At 65.7% G+C, this 16,060-nt stretch carries 14 protein-coding genes; 3 read left to right on the top strand and 11 right to left on the bottom strand.

Annotation, left to right across the window (positions count from 1 at the left end; all coding sequences use genetic code 11):
• The first annotated feature begins 205 nt into the window (after positions 1 to 205).
• The 3 genes from PX653_RS06015 to PX653_RS06005 are packed head-to-tail and all read left to right on the top strand — an operon-like array spanning position 206 to position 2,099.
• The gene (locus tag PX653_RS06015; protein ID WP_277417006.1) at positions 206 to 562 is read left to right on the top strand and encodes a hypothetical protein; all 357 of its coding nucleotides are present in this window, start codon (positions 206 to 208) and stop codon (positions 560 to 562) included.
• Positions 538 to 951 carry a hypothetical protein gene (locus tag PX653_RS06010; RefSeq protein WP_371876420.1) on the top strand — a complete coding sequence of 138 codons (414 nt, stop codon included), beginning with the start codon at positions 538 to 540 and terminating at the stop codon, positions 949 to 951. The genes PX653_RS06015 and PX653_RS06010 overlap by 25 nt, the downstream gene beginning before the upstream one ends.
• Positions 948 to 2,099: a TonB-dependent receptor domain-containing protein gene (locus PX653_RS06005; protein WP_277417004.1), complete on the top strand. Its 1,152-nt coding sequence runs from the start codon at positions 948 to 950 to the stop codon at positions 2,097 to 2,099. The genes PX653_RS06010 and PX653_RS06005 overlap by 4 nt, the downstream gene beginning before the upstream one ends.
• A gap of 7 nt (positions 2,100 to 2,106) precedes the next feature.
• Here the strand turns inward: PX653_RS06005 and PX653_RS06000 are convergent, their stop codons facing one another.
• The 11 genes from PX653_RS06000 to PX653_RS05950 form a co-directional block, all read right to left on the bottom strand.
• On the bottom strand, positions 2,107 to 2,859 hold the full coding sequence (locus PX653_RS06000; RefSeq protein WP_277417003.1) for a DUF2243 domain-containing protein: 753 nt from the start codon (positions 2,857 to 2,859) through the stop codon (positions 2,107 to 2,109).
• A gap of 141 nt (positions 2,860 to 3,000) precedes the next feature.
• A complete protein-coding gene (locus tag PX653_RS05995) occupies positions 3,001 to 3,519 on the bottom strand; it encodes a hypothetical protein (RefSeq protein ID WP_277417002.1) in 519 nt (172 codons plus the stop codon).
• Positions 3,516 to 5,291: a C40 family peptidase gene (locus tag PX653_RS05990; RefSeq protein WP_277417001.1), complete on the bottom strand. Its 1,776-nt coding sequence runs from the start codon at positions 5,289 to 5,291 to the stop codon at positions 3,516 to 3,518. Before PX653_RS05990 ends, PX653_RS05995 begins: the two co-directional genes overlap by 4 nt.
• Before the next feature lie 9 nt (positions 5,292 to 5,300).
• Positions 5,301 to 5,858 (bottom strand): hypothetical protein, encoded by a 558-nt coding sequence (locus PX653_RS05985; RefSeq protein ID WP_277417000.1) that lies wholly within the window; start codon positions 5,856 to 5,858, stop codon positions 5,301 to 5,303.
• A 52-nt stretch (positions 5,859 to 5,910) separates the two neighbouring features.
• Complete coding sequence (locus tag PX653_RS05980; protein ID WP_307731016.1) at positions 5,911 to 8,703, bottom strand: type VI secretion system Vgr family protein; 2,793 nt, start codon at positions 8,701 to 8,703, stop codon at positions 5,911 to 5,913.
• A 138-nt stretch (positions 8,704 to 8,841) separates the two neighbouring features.
• Positions 8,842 to 9,225: a hypothetical protein gene (locus tag PX653_RS05975; protein ID WP_277416999.1), complete on the bottom strand. Its 384-nt coding sequence runs from the start codon at positions 9,223 to 9,225 to the stop codon at positions 8,842 to 8,844.
• A gap of 25 nt (positions 9,226 to 9,250) precedes the next feature.
• Complete coding sequence (locus tag PX653_RS05970) at positions 9,251 to 9,619, bottom strand: hypothetical protein (RefSeq protein WP_277416998.1); 369 nt, start codon at positions 9,617 to 9,619, stop codon at positions 9,251 to 9,253.
• 12 nt (positions 9,620 to 9,631) lie between these two features.
• On the bottom strand, positions 9,632 to 10,423 hold the full coding sequence (locus PX653_RS05965) for a polymorphic toxin type 44 domain-containing protein (protein ID WP_277416997.1): 792 nt from the start codon (positions 10,421 to 10,423) through the stop codon (positions 9,632 to 9,634).
• The gene (locus PX653_RS05960; RefSeq protein ID WP_277416996.1) at positions 10,420 to 10,989 is read right to left on the bottom strand and encodes a PAAR domain-containing protein; all 570 of its coding nucleotides are present in this window, start codon (positions 10,987 to 10,989) and stop codon (positions 10,420 to 10,422) included. Before PX653_RS05960 ends, PX653_RS05965 begins: the two co-directional genes overlap by 4 nt.
• 114 nt (positions 10,990 to 11,103) lie before the next feature.
• Positions 11,104 to 13,083, bottom strand: a complete 1,980-nt coding sequence (locus PX653_RS05955) for an eCIS core domain-containing protein (RefSeq protein ID WP_277416995.1) — start codon at positions 13,081 to 13,083, stop codon at positions 11,104 to 11,106.
• A gap of 36 nt (positions 13,084 to 13,119) precedes the next feature.
• Entirely contained in the window at positions 13,120 to 16,059 is a 2,940-nt protein-coding gene (locus tag PX653_RS05950) for a hypothetical protein (protein WP_277416994.1), read from the bottom strand.
• Position 16,060: the final 1 nt, after the last annotated feature.

The following is a 16,060-nucleotide window of genomic DNA, read 5'->3' as shown; positions in this document are numbered from 1 at the left end:
GGTCCGGTTTATTCGTTGACGCGACATTGTCGACGGCGTCATTTACCAGCCGATAACCATGTCAAAACGCTATAAATAACCGTTCAAACGGCATACGTCAGCCGGGTAGGCCACTGCTAGCATCGATTCGCGGCCCGGCTGTCGCGGTCGGCCGTACATGGTTTTCTCGCAGTTCCAATTACAACAACACGGAGACGGGACGAGTATGGAAAACACCAGGAAAGGGTATTCGCGCGATGCGCGCGTGGTATTGGCGGCATTGGCCGGGCTGGCGCTGCCGCCGGCCAGCGTGGCCCAGGACAGCGAGCCGGTGACCAAGGTGATCGTCAGCGGCATCCGGGCTTCGCTGAGCTCGTCGCTGGCGACCAAGCGCCTGCAGGAAGGCGTGGTGGACGCCGTCTCGGCGGAGGACGCCGGCAAGTTCCCTGACACGAATATCGCCGAATCGCTGCAGCGGGTCACCGGCGTGCAGATCCAGCGCGATAAGGTGAAGGCCGCTATATATCCGTACGCGGCCTGGGCCCCGAATTCAATAATGTGCTGGTCAACGGGCGCACGCTGACCAGCGCCACGGGCGGACGGGAATTCTTGTTCGACCTGCTGTCGTCCGATCTGATTTCAAAAGCCCTCGTGTATAAAACCTCGCAACCGTTCCTGCCGGAAGGCGGTATCGGTTCGACCGTGGATATCCAGACGGCCCGGCCATTATCCGGCAAGAGCGGTCATTCGTCCGTCGTCAATATCGCCGACGCCTGGGATTCGAATTCGGAAAAACACACGCCGAATATCGCCGGCATGTATTCCTATGCCAACAGGGCGCGCGACCTCGCTGTGACGGCGTCGATTTCCTATACCGACCGCGCGTCGCGCCAGAACAAGGCCATCACGGACAGCTGGTCGGCGGCCAGGCGCCGTCCAGCTACCTGGCGTTCGATCCGCATGCCTACATGAACTACCTGAACCAGCCGTCGCTGCTGGCGCAGTCGAACGACCCGGCGCTGTATGCCGACCGGTCGAAATACCCGAACGGTCCGATGGCGATCGACTACACCAAGCCGTCCATGTGGGCCGTGAAGGAAAAGGTCGCCAGCCTGTTCGTCGACAGCAAATGGGAAGGTGCGGGCTGGTCCGGCAACGTCGGGCTGCGCGCCGTGCACGTGCAGTCCACGTCGACTGGCATCAGCCGCACGCTGCTCTCCGCCGTGAAAAGCCCGAACGACACGACGTTCATCTCGAACTGGGGCCCCACCACGGTGACGACGGTGGACAACAGCTACAACAGCTTCCTGCCGTCGGCCAACCTCAAGTTCGACCTGCGCGCGGACATGCTGCTGCGCCTGGGCGCGTCGAAGACCGTGACGCGGCCGACGCTGTCGCAGATGGGCGTGGACAACTGGTACGGCGGGCGCTTCGGCGACGTCCAGACGGGTGGCGGCAATCCCTACCTGAAGCCGATGCAGTCGAAGAACCTGGACGTGTCGTGGGAGTGGTACCTGCCGAAGACCAACTACGTCAGCGCGGCCGTATTCCACAAGAGGGTGTCGGACTTCCTGGAAACCAAGCTGGTGGACCTGCGCATCCCGCAGTTCGACGAGATCGTGCACGACACGCGCGTGCGCAACGGCCAGCGTGGTCGCATCCGCGGTCTTGAACTGGCAGGCCAGTATGCGTTCGACACCGGTTTGCCATGGCTGAACGGCTTCGGCGTCGCGGCCAACTATACCTACGTGGACGCCGAGGGGACCCGGGAGACGGACGGCGACGCCCCGGCCTGCGGCTATCCGGGCCTGTCGCGCCAGTCGTACAACGCCTCGCTGTTCTACGAGAACAGCCGCTTCCAGGCCCGGGCCAGCTACAACTGGCGCAACCGCTTCTCCGTGGACTGCGGCGGCGGCAGCACCCTGCCCCGCACCCGCACCGCCTACGGGCAAGCCGATGGCAGCCTGCGCTTCAACGCGACGGAACGCATCGATTTGTACGTGGACGCGATCAATCTCACCAACGAACGGATGCACGAATATGCCAGCAACGAAAGCCAGTTCCTGACCTTGGAGGACGTGGGGCGGCGCTTCAATGCGGGGGTGCGGGTGGCGTTCTGACGGCGTGCTACGCCTTGCTCCACGCAAGGCAGCCGGCAGGCAGGCCGGTGCCGCTGACCAGCACGGCGCCGTGGCGGTAGAAGCCCCAGCGCTTGTCCCGTGGCACGGACACCAGCACGACACCCATCGGCCGGTCCGTCCAGACCAGCCGGGCGTCGCTGGCGTCGAGCGCGCGGAACACCTGGGCGGGCGTGGTGCCGGGCGCGAACACGACGGCGGTGAACTGCTGGCCGGGCGGCTCGCGCAGCGCCCAGGCGCCGGCCGCCGTCACCGTCAGCGCCAGGGTCGCCAGCGCGGCCGTCGGGCTGCCGGGACCGGACGCCCGCCCGCGCAGCCAGTACCACAGGGCCAGCGGCAGCACGCCGAACGCGAACAGCCAGCCCAGGTCCCACCACAGCGGCTCCGGCACGCCCACGCGGATGCGGTGGATGCGCAGGATCCAGTGGGCCCCCGCGACGTCGATGAAGTTCCACACCGCGAACCCCAGCAGCGCGGCCGCGGCCAGCGCGGTGGCGCCCGGCACGGGCGCATTGGCGCGGCGTGCGCGCCACAGGCCCCACAGCCCGAGCATCGCGACGACATACATCGCCACATGGAAGTAGCCGTCCCACATGACCTGCAGGCGCAGGTCATCCATGCCGGGAACAAGACTGAGGAAATGGTGCCACTGCAGCACCTGGTGCAGCAGGATACCGTCGAAGAAACCGCCCAGGGCGATCCCGAGCACCGTCGTCCATGTCAGCCAGGGCGATTTGAACATACGCAACTCCTGTCGTGTGGCGACCGGAAGGGGCCGGAGAGGAGCAAGTATACGGATCGAGGACCGCGGATGGCGCACGGTGGACGGCGCCGGCGGATGGCTCCAGCGGCGCCAGGATGCAGGCCTGGCGGCCCGGGCGCCTTAGGGCTCGGCCAGGACCGGCAGGCTGGCCAGCGCCTTGCACGCGGCCACGTTGACCTTCTTCTGGCTTGCCGCATCGGCAACGGGCAAGGTCGACACCACGACCTTTTCGTCACTCGCGCCGGAGATGCCATAGAACCGCAGCTGCCCGGCTTTGACCTCGTACGCCAGCGCTCCGTCGAAACCCCGGTCGATCGTCTTGTCGCGGTAGCCTGTCAGCACCTTGCCCAGCTTCTTGCGCTTGGCCTTGTCCTTGATCGCCGCGAGCGCCAGCCCGGCGGTCAGCTGCGGCGGCAGGTCGGTCGTGTAGACGTTCGCCAGGTTCAGTGCATACTCGCCGCAGCTGATGCTGGAGGCGGCGTGGTCGGCCACGAACTGCTTCACCGCGCCGACGTACGGCAGTGCGGTTTCGTCCGCGACAGCGGCGATGTTCAAGCCGTCGGGCGAGCCGGCCTGGGCCGCCGTGGTACCGGCCAGCATGGCCAGCGCCAGGAGGGATTGCTTCAACGGGTGGATCATTGTGTCTTCTCGTTCGCGCCCTGGGTGGCGTTAATGTTCAGGAAATTCTTGTTGATGTCGGCGACATCGACAATGTCCGGGTCGTCCTGCGACTTCGCATACTCCTCGTAGGTGATGGGAATATAGAAGCCGTGGAACCTCTGGTCAAGCCGCGTGCCGTCCTTCAGCTTGAAACTGCCGGAGATGCCCGTCAACGCATAGGCGGAGACTTTCAGGCGATCGCCCTGGTTGCCGCCCAGGCCGGCAACCTTGCCGTCTTTCGTAAGACCATACACGAAGGTGACGTGGCCCGTGTAGTGCGCCTTGCCCGTGGCATGCACGTAGTTGCGCATGACCAGCAGCGCGCCATACACCGGCTTGCTGATCTTCTTGAATTTTTTCGACGAGACGGGGAACTGCGACGACGCACTCTTCTCGTACGGCGCCCCGGCCGTCTTCAGGCAATAGTTCGCAAACGACGCACACCAGGCCGTATTCACCATATTGCCTGCCATGTCCATCCGCTTGTGGTAGTTGCCCGTCTTGGTGATGACGTCTTCTTCCTTGCCGGCCCACTTCTTGGCTTCTTCGATCGCCACGGCCATCCACGGCGCCGTCTTCTGGTCCACCGGCACGATCGCCAGCGGCTCGCCCTTGCCCTGCTTGCTGCGCGTCAGGTCGGCGCTTGCCGCGGGCGCGCCCGCGGCCGCTGCCGGCGCCGCAGCGGCGGCCGGCTTGCCTGCGCCCGCCGCCGGCCTGGCCGGCGGCTTCGCCGGCGCCGACTTCGGCTTGCCCGCCTTGCCCGACGGCGGCCCGTAGATGCCGATCACCTGGCCCACGTAGATCTTGCTGGGGTCCTTGATGGCCGGATTGTCCTTCATGATCGCGTCCACGGTCGTGCCGAAGCGCGTGGCCAGGATTCCCAGCGTCTCCTTGCGGTCCACAACGTGGTCGAACGGCTTGCGCGCCGTGCTGGTGGGCGTTGCCGGCGGCTTCTTGGGCGCCGTCGGCGCCTCGTAGCTGACCATGTCGTGCAGCAGCACATAAGCAGCCGACATGCCGTCCATGACGAACTCGAAACGCTTCTGCCATACGCCCGACACGTCGGCCACGTGGATCTCGGCCTTCTTGCCCGGTTCCGTGTGGGCGATCTTGGGCAACTGGCCGTTCCGGTCGGTCTTCTTCTCGTAGGTCTTGTCGCCGATCTTGATCTGTACCGGCAGGTCGGCCTTCGGCTTGGCGCCGTCCGAGACGGTCACGGAAGTGGTGCCGACTTCGCGCTCCTTGCGCGTGTCCTTCATGCCATGGAAACCCTCTTTCTTTTCCATGGCATCCATCACCTCTTCCAGCTTGGCGTCGGAAATATCGGACAGGCGCGTCGTGATCGGCAGGCCGGTATGCTTGCTGATGGCGTTGGCGTAGGCCAGCGGATCGTTCTTGTCCGACGCCGGCGCGTAGCCCAGCATCATCTTGCCGGGCCGCTTGGGGTCGGGGATGCCGGTCAGCATCGTGTAGATGGTGCGGTCGTTGTACCGGCGGCGCAGCAGCTTCTTCTTCTGCAGGCGCCCTTCCTCGTAGCTCTTGAAGATCAGGAACGCGCCGTTGCCCTTGGTCTGGCCGATGCCGATGGCGCCCATGATCAGCTTTTCGCCGGCCGGGCGCAGGTTGCCGGGATTGTTGAAACGCCAGGCGATGGTGCCGCCGGTACGCAGCAGGTGCGTGCCGTCGTTGCCGACGTAATCGACGGTCTTGATGCTGGCGTCGTATTGGGCGCTGATGAATTCACGGGTCATGACTGCGGCTTATTTGCTCGATCGGGAAGAAATCTCTTTTTTCAGCACCTGCTCGACCGTGAGCTTGGCCTTGGCCGGGTAGCTGGTGGCGGAGGTTCTCTTGAAGAAGTACGCCGGACCGTCCGGATTGTCGTCATCCGATTCGGCCAGGCGGTACCAGCGCACGGCGACCGGCGCGCCCTTGCCGGGCTTGGTCTCGGCAATCACCAGCTCGACGCCCTCGCCACGCGCCACCACGGCGGCATCGGCCACCGTCTGCTCGCCTTGCGAGATGCTGAACCACGTCGTTTCCTGCTCGGTGGGGCTGTCGATCACGGGCACGTGCAGCCACGCGGCGCCCGGCTTGCTCTCGAAGTAGAACGTCAGGCTGCGCTTGTAGGTCGTGACGTCCTGGTAGGTGCCGTTGACGAGGACCAGCTTGCCTTTCAGGACGGCCCACTGGTGCAGGCCCTGCTGCAACGACGACACGCTGGCGGCGGCGCCGGCCGGGGCGGCACTGGCGCCGCCGTGGGCGCCCAGCGCCACGCACCCGGCCAGCACCAGGGTTTTCAGAATGCTGTTGATCATGATTATTCCTCCCCTTCGGGATTGGTGATGAGCTTGCCGAGCAGATTGCTGCTCAGGAAATTCGACGGATCGACGCCCGACAACGACGACGCGTAGCGGCCGAACTCTTCGTGCACCTCCTGCTCCACGTCTTCGTCCTCGTCGTGGTAGAAGTCATGCTCGGTCCGTTCGATCTCCGGCATGGGTTCCTCCAGGTCGAGCTTGATGCTGCGCCAGGTGTCTTCGCCCAGGTGCAAGGTGAGCTGGTCGTTGTCCGGCAGCTCCAGCCGCGGCAGGCGGCCGTCGGCGCCCACGACGCCGGCGGCCAGTTCCTTGCCCGCCTTGTCGAGGATCTTGTACGCCTTGCCCACCACGCCCAGCGCCGTGACGACGTCGTCCGCGCCCGGGAAGGCAAAGCGCAGGCTGTGCGGGCCCAACTCGGCGGCCGGCATGGCGGCGAACGTGGCCTCCAGGTTCTGCGGGCCGGTGGCGGCGTGGCTGGCGGCATGCGCCTCCCACTTGCCACCGGTGCCCTGCTGGATACCCTTCGCGCTGATGCGGATGAAGCTGCCCCCGCGTGCAGCAGGATTTCCTCGCACGCGCCGATCTCGATGTTCTTTTTCGTGCTGATCAGTTTCAGCACCTGCTCGGCGATGATCTCCACGTTGTCGCTCTGGGCCTGGATTTCCACCTTGCCCTTGGCGGCGAACAGCTTCATGCCGGCCTTGTAGACGAACACGCTGAGCTTTTCCGTCAGGCTGGCCAGCAGGCTCTTGCCCGTCGTGATGGACAGGTGCTCGCCCGTATTGAGCACCGTGTGGCGGTCGCTCTGGATGTGCGTGCTGCGCGCGGTGCTGGTGGCAATGCCGGCCGGGCTGGAGAGCACCAGTTGCGGCTCGCTCAGCTCGCCCTGCGCCTGGCCGCTGCCGGCGATGGCGTCGTTCTGCGCCTTCAGCGCCGCACCGGTCGCATCCTGGTCGACGGTCGCGTCCTGCGCCACGTGCTGCCGGGCCAGCTCGCCCAGCTGCTCATGACGCTCGCGCGCGGCGCCCAGCCGGCCGATGGTCTCGCCCATGTCCTTGACGTGGCCGGCGGCATCGTTGCGCGCCTCGGTGGTCAGCAGCATGCCCATGCCGGCGCGTGCGACGCCCCACGCATTGGTGGCCAGTTCCCAGCCTTCGCCACGGCCGTCCTTGCGCCCGCTGTTGTCTTCCACGCGCGTGATGTGGCCCAGCGACAGCTGGCTGTGCTGGTGATCGCTCTTGAGCTGGGCCTGGATGCGGTTGTGGGTATCGTCCAGGATCAGGTGATTGCTGCGCCCACCGGCGGCGTTGCCCGTGTTGGGTGCCAGCTCGCGGCTGCGCAGGCCCGTCAGCGCGTGCTGGTTGGGCTGCTGCCACGGCGGCATGTTGCGCTCGTTGAAGACGCTGCCCGTGACGATGGGCCGGTCGGGCGAGCCGCCCAGCCATTGCACGATGACTTCGCTGCCCACGCGCGGCACGGCGGCCATGCCCAGCTCGCCGCCGGCCCAGGAACTGGCCACGCGCAGCCAGGCCGAACTGCGTTCGTCGTTGTCGCCCTCGCGGTCCCAGTGGAACTGCACGCGGATGCGTCCGTACTCGTCCGTGTAGATGCTGTCCGGCCCGCGCGGCCCGACCACGGTGGCCGTCTGCGGCGCCAGGATCTTCGTCTCGACGCTGTTGAAGTTGCGACCGGGACGCCACGGCACCAGCTTGCGGATGCAGCGCAACGTATTGGTGTACTCGGCCGGCTTGCTGTTCTGCAGGTAGTTGTTGCGGGCCGTGTGGCGCACCTCCAGCACCAGGAACTCGTGCCGGCCTGAGTCCTCGGCGCGGCCGATGGCGTCGGCATAGAAATGGTCGCGCAGGGTGAACCATCGTCCCGGCTGGACATAGCGGCTGTTGCCGGCGCCGTCGAAATGCTTGGCTGCCGCTTCCGCCTCTTCCATGCGCAGCTGCGCCAGGCGGTCGCCATCCTGCAGGCTGTCGAAGCCGTAGGCGCCCGTGTATTCGTACGATTCGACGTGCACCACGCTGCCCTGCTGGTTCACCGTCGGCATGGTCACCTGGGAAGGCACCGGATGCTTGAAGTTGAAGCCGGACAGGGCCACGCTGGCCGGCGCGATGGCGCGCACGGGCGACCACTGGCCGATGCCGTCCTCTTCGATGGCACCACCATGGCTCTGGAAGCGCACGTGGCCGTCGCCATCGATGGGGTCGGCATGACGCGACTCGTCCGACAGCACCAGCTTGTGCCCCCGGTCGGTGTGCTCGTACCAGTAATGCCAGCCTACCGCTTCCCAGCGCCGGTGCAGGTAATTGTGGTCGGTCTCGTCGAACTGGCACGCGTCCGTCATCGGCGGGTCCTCGCCCTGGATGCGGCAGTCCCAGTCCGGCAGCGTCGAGTAGTCGGCAAAGATGCTTTCGGTCTGGTCGCGCAGCGACTTGCCGTGGAACAGGTAGTTGTCCTTGCGCAGGCCGAGGTATTTCAGCCAGGGTCCCAGGATCGCCTCGTAGAAGGCGAAGCCGCCGTCGGTGGTGACAAGGCGGAAGCTGAACACGTAGCCGCTGAAGTAGCGCAGGCTGCCGTCGCCGCGCACCAGTTCGACCGTCATCAGCTTGCCCTGCAGGTCTTTCAGCGCCAGCGTCGCGCTGTCCGAGATCAGTTCGACGCGGAACTCGAAATCGCGCGACACAGCTTCGAATGCGTCGAGCTGGTTGACCAGCAGCCTGGTCGCGGGACCGTCGTCGTGCGGGAACGAAAGGCGCAACAGGCGCCGGTGCTGTGCCCCGCCGGTGATCAGATCCTGGAGCGATTGCGCCACTTCTTGCATCCCGTGTTTCATGTAAGTACCTGCGTCGACTTCGACTAACGAAAAGGGCCTCATCTTACCATAAAAACACATAGATTCCAGGCAAGATGATGTCTAAAAGTTACTAAACGTGCGGCAAGGCTTCCCGGATGGATGTCGCTGCGCGCAGCGCTATGCGCTACCGAACCGCGCCCAGAAGCGGGTATCGGTGACCGTGCGGGTCATCCGCGCGTCGGCGCCGATATAGATGTCCACCCGGCTGAACGGCGGCTTCAGCTCCACCGCATCCCCGCTCGCCAGGGGCAAGCTGACCTGCAGGTAATAGTCGGGCCGTCGCCAGCGGCTGGTGCGAAATTCCAGGCTGGCGCCCGGCGCGATCGCATCCTTGACGATATCGTTGTCTTCGTTGAAGAAATAGCCGACGGGCGCTTTCGCATCCGCGGCGTAATGGAGCACCACGAGGGGCGACAATCTGGCCTGCGCGGCCAGGGTCAGCCACAGCAGCCCGAACGTGCCGACCGCGATCGCGAGCTTCCTCGCGATCGACCGGAGCACGGCCCGCGCTGGCGTTGCGGGCAGATCAGTCCGCACCGATCCGCGCCCAGAAATCGGTGTGCACGACGGTACGGACGATCTTCGCATCGGCACCGATGTACACGTCCACGCGGCTGAACGGCGGTGTCAACTCCACGCCGTCGTGGCTGGAGAATGGCAGGCTGACGTCGATGTAGTAGTTGGGCTTTGGATTGCGCGGAATGCGAAACTCCTTCACCTCTCCCGGGTGGATCTTCTCCTTCACGATATGGTCATCCCGGTTCAGGAAATACACCACGGGCCCGGCAGCTTCCGGGGCGTAATGCAGGGCGATCAACGGTTTGGTATGGACATACGCGCCGAAGGCAAGCCAGCACAGCGTCAGCACCGCTGCGATCTTGAGGATTTTTTTCATTCTTCCATTCCGTCACTTGACGCACTCGTGCGGCCACTTTGCCTTGTTGTCGGGCGTGCCCCAGGGTATCGGCACGCCGGCAATCAGCTTCAGCAGCATCGCCACGGTGAGCGCGGCAGGTTTCGCCTGCCGGTACAACTGGACGCCGAGCTTGATGGAAATATGGTCTGGAATATCGTCGAACCGGTTCGCCCACGCGCCGTTCTCCGGATGGTGTTGCACCGTCGGCGCTTGCCACTCCTTGACCTTCGTCCAGATATCGCTGGCAGCCTGCGCGAGGCCGGCACCGCCCAGCAATTCGTCCTGGCCGAAGCCACATGCCACCCCGACGTAGCCATAGTGGATATTCGACCAGATGTCGTAGAAATAGTCTTCGTTACCGTAGCGCTGCCAGCCTTTGCGGTAGATCTTCTGCTTGAGCAAGCGCTCCCGCAAGATCGGCTTGTGGTCCCACGGCCGGCCCGGCCCGACCCGCTCGGCCCAGATCGTGTACGCCCGAGTCTTCTCGGCGATCAGGATGCTGTTGAAGTCGGGCGGCCCGCCGAGTTTCGAATACCACGGCTGCGCCTGCCACTTGTCCATTTCCTTGACGATGTCGTAGCCGTTCGCCTGCGTCATCTTCAACCCATGCGGGGAGAAAGGATTACGCCGCATCTCCTCCACCATGTACTCGGCAATGGGAATGACATCGTTGCCGCAGTTGCACACACGCAACTGCTTGGCCTTGGCATCGGCCACCGGCGTCGTGTTGGTCGCGGCGACCAGCCGCATCGGCTTGCCGTTCTTGTCCAGCACCGCGCTCATGCGTCTTCCGCCAGGTAGATGCGCACGTGCTCCTGCTCCAGCGTCTGCTTGAGCAGATGCGTGTGGCCTTCCGCGTCGGTGGTGCCGTGTTCGATGCTGCCGTCCTCGCGCTCCACCGCATAGTCGACGTGCGTCAGCGGCTCGCCGTCGCTCGCCCCCAGCAGCACGTAGCGGTCGTCGTACTGGCCCGGTACCCAGGGCGCTTCGGCCAGCGCCTCCTCCAGCGCTTCCGGCGCCACGGTGGCCGCCAGGGCGGCCGCGGCCGGCTGGAACCACGCTGTGGCCGGCGGTGCGCCCGACGGATCGTCGATGCCGTGGATGCCGTTCAGGGTCGAGGCCAGGGGGCAGCCGTTGCTGCTCTTGTCGCCGTGCAGCGCCTGCGGCAGGCCGTCCGGCAACGTGAAATGATGGTCGCCCGCCACCACCACGCAGTTCTTCCTGCAGGCGATCGGGCTGCCGTGATGGGCCAGCGGCTTGCCGTGGCTGGTGTAGTGAGAGTGGCCCTGCTTGACGGTACCGCCGCAGGAGGCGGCGTCGCCTTCGCGGATCCAGCCGATGATGCTCATGTCGTTCGCGTATGCGTTGTTAATTTGCGTTAATATTTTAGCAGTATCGGCTCCGGTCGTCTGAAAAAAAATGTCCTTGCGGCACGGCTTGGTCGCGCTGCCCCTGCCGCGGCGTCACTTCCCGTGACCGGGCGGCGAATCGAAACGCACGCCGGGCGTTGTAAATGGCACGCTGCCGGGAACGAGGATTTGCGGATTCATCTCGTCCCCGCTGTCGAGTCCGGGATGGCGTCGGAACAGGAACTTGTGCAACTTGGACAGCGACATGGCCTTCAACGCATTTACCATTTTCTCAGGCGTCTTACTCTTCTTCGATCCTGGAAATTGCGAGGCCTTGAAGCGCTGGCGCAGCAGGTCCATCAACAAATGGACACCACCAAGCGTCGTTTCGTCGTGCTGCGGCTTGCCGTTGGCGCCGGCCGGTGGCGCACCGGAAAAGACGTTGTGCACAGCGTCCAGGTTTGGCAAGCTGTTCAGGTCCTTCGTATAGCCGTGCATTCCGGACACGGGGACCTGGTTCAGGGGAAACGAAACGCGTCGTTCCGTACCGTCGAGTTCCGATTTCTGATTGAGGGTCGCGTCGCTCTCATCCGCCTTGCCACCGAACCGGGTATTCCGGAACGGGGCCCGATGTTCGTCGTCTTTCTCGTATTCGGCAAAGAAGAAGACGTGGTCGATATTGCCCAGTGCATCGTCGAGCTTGCAACTCTTGTTCGGCACCTGCTTGCCGCCCGCACGCAACATCCGCCTGGCCTTGCTCTGCAGCCGGCCACTCCGCAGGATCGGCTCCTCCGACGCGGCATCATAATAGTGGGTCAGCCGTATCCTGTGCGTCAGCTCCTGCAGTTTCGGCATCAATTGCTGCAACAAGCTTTCGGTTTGGGCCGATAAAGGCTGCTTGGAAATCACTTGCGCGCGCATGACATCGAAATGCGTTGCGAACGAGGTCAAGGGTGGCACCGCCACGTCCTTCATCGACGGGATCTTGGTCAACGTGCCTTTGGTGTAGACCAGCTTGGCATGCATGAGTTCCAGTTGACGGTAATTCATTCCGTCGAGGACATCGGCACTCGTTGCCTTGCCTTGAGGCGTTTCCCGGATCGCCGCTTTCAGCAGCGGTATGAGCTGTTCAGCATGCTGTGCGTCCGCGTGCCTGTCCGCTTCAGCCCACTCGAGGCTCGGCATGGCGTACGCCAGCTTCCTGTTCCTGATCCAGGCCGTCCGCCGTTGGGCATCCTCCTGGCGTACCCTGAGCACGCTGTGATACAGGGTTTTGCTGAGGGCTGGGATATCGCGCTCGCCTGACGAGCCGGCAAAATCCAACAGCAGCCGCATCAGGTCGGGCATTCCCATGACCTGTTCAAACCGAGCGTGTGCCCTGGCCATGCCACCGTGCGCAGTCATGCTGGCTGCCTCCCCCAACGCGCCGCCGTGCTGCGCGGCGGCGGTTTCCTCCGGCACCGCTACGTCGTCGGCAAGGGACTCGCCCTCTCCCAATACATAGTCCTCCGCCACTTCCCGCGTCGTCCCGTCGAGGCCGACAATCTTCTTCGCTTGCACGGCGACGGGAGCGACCGCCGTCGGGATCGCCAGTGCCCTGTCGCCGGGCAGCTCGGCGTGCCCCGTTGCGATCGCGCGCCCGCCCATCGTATCGGCCTCCGCCTCGAGCGCCCGATCGTCATTGAGGGGCACGCCGCGCTGCGTGCGGCCCGTCGGCGTGACCCTGCCCTGCGCTTGCTGCACCACGTGCCATGCCTCATGCGGCAGGTGGTGCTCCTGCCCCGGCGCCAGGTGAATCTCGGCGCCCTGCGCAAAGGCGTGCGCGTGCAATTGTGCCGGCTGGGCTGAGCCGTAGTGCACCCGCACGTGGTCCATGCGCATGCGCGACAGCGATTCGATACCCGCCTTGAGCCCGTCCGGCAGCCCGGTGCGATTTGGCCATGCTGCGCGCTGCATCAGCGCGGCCCGCTCTCGCGCCTGCACGGTGCGCGGCGATTGGTCCGCCATCTGCTGCATTGGGGATGCCAAGGCCGCTGCAGTAGGCTGTGCTGTATGCGCCGCCTCATCCGCCGGCTTCAACTTGTAACTCTCCATATCGCCTCCAGGTTTGTAACGGGTTCGGTCAAGCCCTTACGGCACCTTGCGCCGCGACTTGTTGAAGTAGTACCTCGCCACCAGCGCGGCCAGCACCAGGCCGCTGGTCCCGTACAGCACCAGCAGCACCGGCGCGTACGGTTCCAAGACCGGATCGCCCAGCACCAGCACGAACAGCGCCAGCAGCGGCAGTGCCATCAGGGCCACCATCACGCTGGAATAGACCAGGCTGTTGTCGAAGCGCTCGTTGCAGCCACGGCAGCGCAAGTAGAACCAGGCCACGCCCGCCGCGACGAACAGCGCCAGCCAGGCCACGTAGCGCAGCCACAGGCGATGGGGGCACAGGTAGCTCATGGTGCGATCCCAGCGGGACAGCGGGTCGCCATTGGGCTGGTAATACAGCTCCAGCAGCCGGACGATGCTGCTGCTTTCGCCGGCGTTGTGGCCGACGCCGTCCTGGGTCGAGGCGAACGGCAGCGGCCAGAAGCCGATGCCGAAATAGTTCTCGGAAACGTAGACGATGTCGTCGGCCAACTGCTGGGAATGCCTGCCGTCGTAGGCCACCACCGGGACGAAGTCGCGCAGCAGGCGCAGGCTTTCCGTGCCGTGCAACACATCCTGCACGCCGGCGCGCAGGTTCTGCTTGCTCTCCTGCGTCGGCTCCGGCAGCACCAGCAGGATCGGCATGTCGTTCATCAGCTGGTCCTTGCTGTCGGCGAACGAGACCGCCGCATCGATCTTGTTCGTGGCGCTGACCAGCGCGTGCAGGTTGCGATACTCGAAGGGCCCCGGGGTGGCCAGCTCCGTGTAGTCGACCATCAGCGCGAACGACCGCGCCGGTGTCATGCCCTGCAGCCGGACCCATACCGAGCGCACGAACTCGTTGAACAGTTCCTTGTCCGCGGCAGGGAAGTGGCGCAGGTACAGGACAACGCCATCGCCCGCCGTGGCGCCCCGGTCGGCGCCCAGCGATGCCAGCCGGGTCAATGCCGGGTGCGCGCGGCCGTTGGACTGGTCCAGCTTGTCGACGATGTTCTGCTCCAGCCGGCGAAAGAAGGCCTTCTTCTGGGCCGGCGTATGCTGCGCCCAGGTGCTCCAGCTGCTGCGGCCCAGGACCCAGTCCACCGCGACGCGATGCCGGTGCGCCGCCACCATCAGTTCGGCCAGGTTTTCCGGCAGCGCATGGTTGGACAGGCGTGGCGGCGGCCGCAACTCGCCGCGCTCGTCGATGTTTACGCCGTACAGGCCGATGCGCGTCAACGCGCCGAAATCGATCTGCCGCTCGCCCGCCTGCGTCCACAATGGGTAGAAGCCGTACACCATGCCCTGGCGCGCCGGCCGGCCGCAGCGGCAGTTGGCGATCGCCCAGCTGCTGGCGCGCTTCTTCTCGACGCTGGCGGCATGCCACGCTTCCAGGCGCATCTTGCGGTCCAGCCGCGGCGCGACGAGCCGGTAGGCCTGGTAGGCCAGTGCATCGGCCTCCATCAGTTGTTCGGCGCTGCAGTTGCGTGCCGCGCGCAGTTGGCGGATGCGGGCGAAGATGTCGTCATGCACCGGCGGCAGCAGCGCCAGCGCCTCGAAGTGCGTATCGTCCAGCGGGAACGGGCTGGCGCCGCGCGGCTGGGGACACATGTGCAGCGCCCGTTGTACCTGGAACTGCAGCGCCTTGTCGAACAGCGCCTTGGTGGGATAGTCGATGTTGGCGATGCCCGCGAACAGGGCGGCCAGCGGCGCCTCGAGCGGGGCGTCGGCCGCGAGATCGGCCGCCAGCGTGGCCGGCACGCGGTAACGCGGGAAGCGGGCCTCGCGCACCAGCCAGCGCGCCTTGTCACGAATCGCCTGCGGGTCGTCGCTGGCATCGGCCACCACGTCCAGGGCGTCCACGAACTCCTGCACCGTGCCGAACTCGATGCCCCCCATCTGTTCCTGGATGGTCGTCACCAGCGTGTCGCCAAGCCCTTCCTTGCGCAACCTGACGATCAACGCCGGCCGTACCATGTAGACGTCGACTTGCGCGTAGCGCTTGATCAGGTGCAGTGTCTCGGTGGACAAGGCCATCCCGCCCATCGCCTCGCGGACGTCGTCGACAAACCAGGCTTCGTCGGCCGGCGCCCGCCCGACCAGGCCTTGCAGCCGTTGCGCGATGGCCGCGAAGTCCGCCACCGCGGCCGGTTGCCTGGGATCGTAGACATAGGTCACCTCGATCGGCGAGCTGTTCATCGGCGCCGCGGCCGCCGCCGGCCGGCGCGCCTGCAGGTACTGCTCGATCAGCGCATTGACCTGCGCCGCCGCGCCGGAACGGCGGATCTTCAGGTTGCGGATGCGCTGCGGCGACGGCTGCTCGTTGATCCAGGCCTCGAAGTCGGCGCTGAACAGGATGTTCTGCCAGTCCGGATGCGCGCGCGCGATCGCGGCCACCTGTTCCAGCGAGGCCACCACTTCCTGCTCGAACTGTGGGTCGCTGGCCACGATGCCATAGTCGGCGCAGAAGCGCCCCAGCCATCTCAGCGTGACGGGGCCGACAATGCTGTCGCCCAGCGGCCGGCCGACCCCGCCCGCGTCGGCGACAAAGGCCGGCTCCTTGCCGTAGACGTCGGCCAGGTGATGCTGGATCTGGCGGCCGTGGGTCGCGTTGTACTTGCGGAAGATGCGTTCCGCCGCGGGACTGGCGAGCCGCTGCCGCACGGCGGCCTCCAGCGCGTCGATGCGGGCAGCGCGGGCGCGCCGTTCAGACGGCGTCGCGGGCGGCTTCGCCACGCTTGCTTGCGCCGCCGGCGCGGCAGGATGGGACGGTACGGGGCGCAACGCCGCGGGCGGCGTGACCGGGCCGGCGACCGGCGCGGCAACGACGGCCACGGGCGCCGTGACGGCCCGACCGGGCGACGACACGGGTTCGGGCGGGGCTTCCTGGCCCAGCGCCAGGGCCAGCATGGGCGCCAGCGTGGCGGCCAGCAGCGCGATGAGATGGGGCTTCATG

This window comes from Pseudoduganella chitinolytica, from assembly GCF_029028125.1.
Lineage (GTDB): Bacteria > Pseudomonadota > Gammaproteobacteria > Burkholderiales > Burkholderiaceae_D > Rugamonas > Rugamonas chitinolytica.
This window is presented reverse-complemented; position numbering and strand designations above follow the sequence as displayed.

Bases quoted from the DNA above. Each gene is read 5' to 3' on its own strand.
- PX653_RS05980 (WP_307731016.1), bottom strand. From the start codon at position 8,703: ATGAAACACGGGATGCAAGAAGTGGCGCAATCGCTCCAGGATCTGATC.
- PX653_RS05965 (WP_277416997.1), bottom strand. From the start codon at position 10,423: ATGAGCGCGGTGCTGGACAAGAACGGCAAGCCGATGCGGCTGGTCGCC.
- PX653_RS05950 (WP_277416994.1), bottom strand. From the start codon at position 16,059: ATGAAGCCCCATCTCATCGCGCTGCTGGCCGCCACGCTGGCGCCCATG.
- PX653_RS05970 (WP_277416998.1), bottom strand. From the start codon at position 9,619: ATGAAAAAAATCCTCAAGATCGCAGCGGTGCTGACGCTGTGCTGGCTT.
- PX653_RS05990 (WP_277417001.1), bottom strand. From the start codon at position 5,291: ATGACCCGTGAATTCATCAGCGCCCAATACGACGCCAGCATCAAGACC.
- PX653_RS06005 (WP_277417004.1), top strand. From the start codon at position 948: ATGAACTACCTGAACCAGCCGTCGCTGCTGGCGCAGTCGAACGACCCG.
- PX653_RS05955 (WP_277416995.1), bottom strand. From the start codon at position 13,083: ATGGAGAGTTACAAGTTGAAGCCGGCGGATGAGGCGGCGCATACAGCA.
- PX653_RS05985 (WP_277417000.1), bottom strand. From the start codon at position 5,858: ATGATCAACAGCATTCTGAAAACCCTGGTGCTGGCCGGGTGCGTGGCG.
- PX653_RS05960 (WP_277416996.1), bottom strand. From the start codon at position 10,989: ATGAGCATCATCGGCTGGATCCGCGAAGGCGACGCCGCCTCCTGCGGC.
- PX653_RS06000 (WP_277417003.1), bottom strand. From the start codon at position 2,859: ATGTTCAAATCGCCCTGGCTGACATGGACGACGGTGCTCGGGATCGCC.
- PX653_RS05995 (WP_277417002.1), bottom strand. From the start codon at position 3,519: ATGATCCACCCGTTGAAGCAATCCCTCCTGGCGCTGGCCATGCTGGCC.
- PX653_RS06015 (WP_277417006.1), top strand. From the start codon at position 206: ATGGAAAACACCAGGAAAGGGTATTCGCGCGATGCGCGCGTGGTATTG.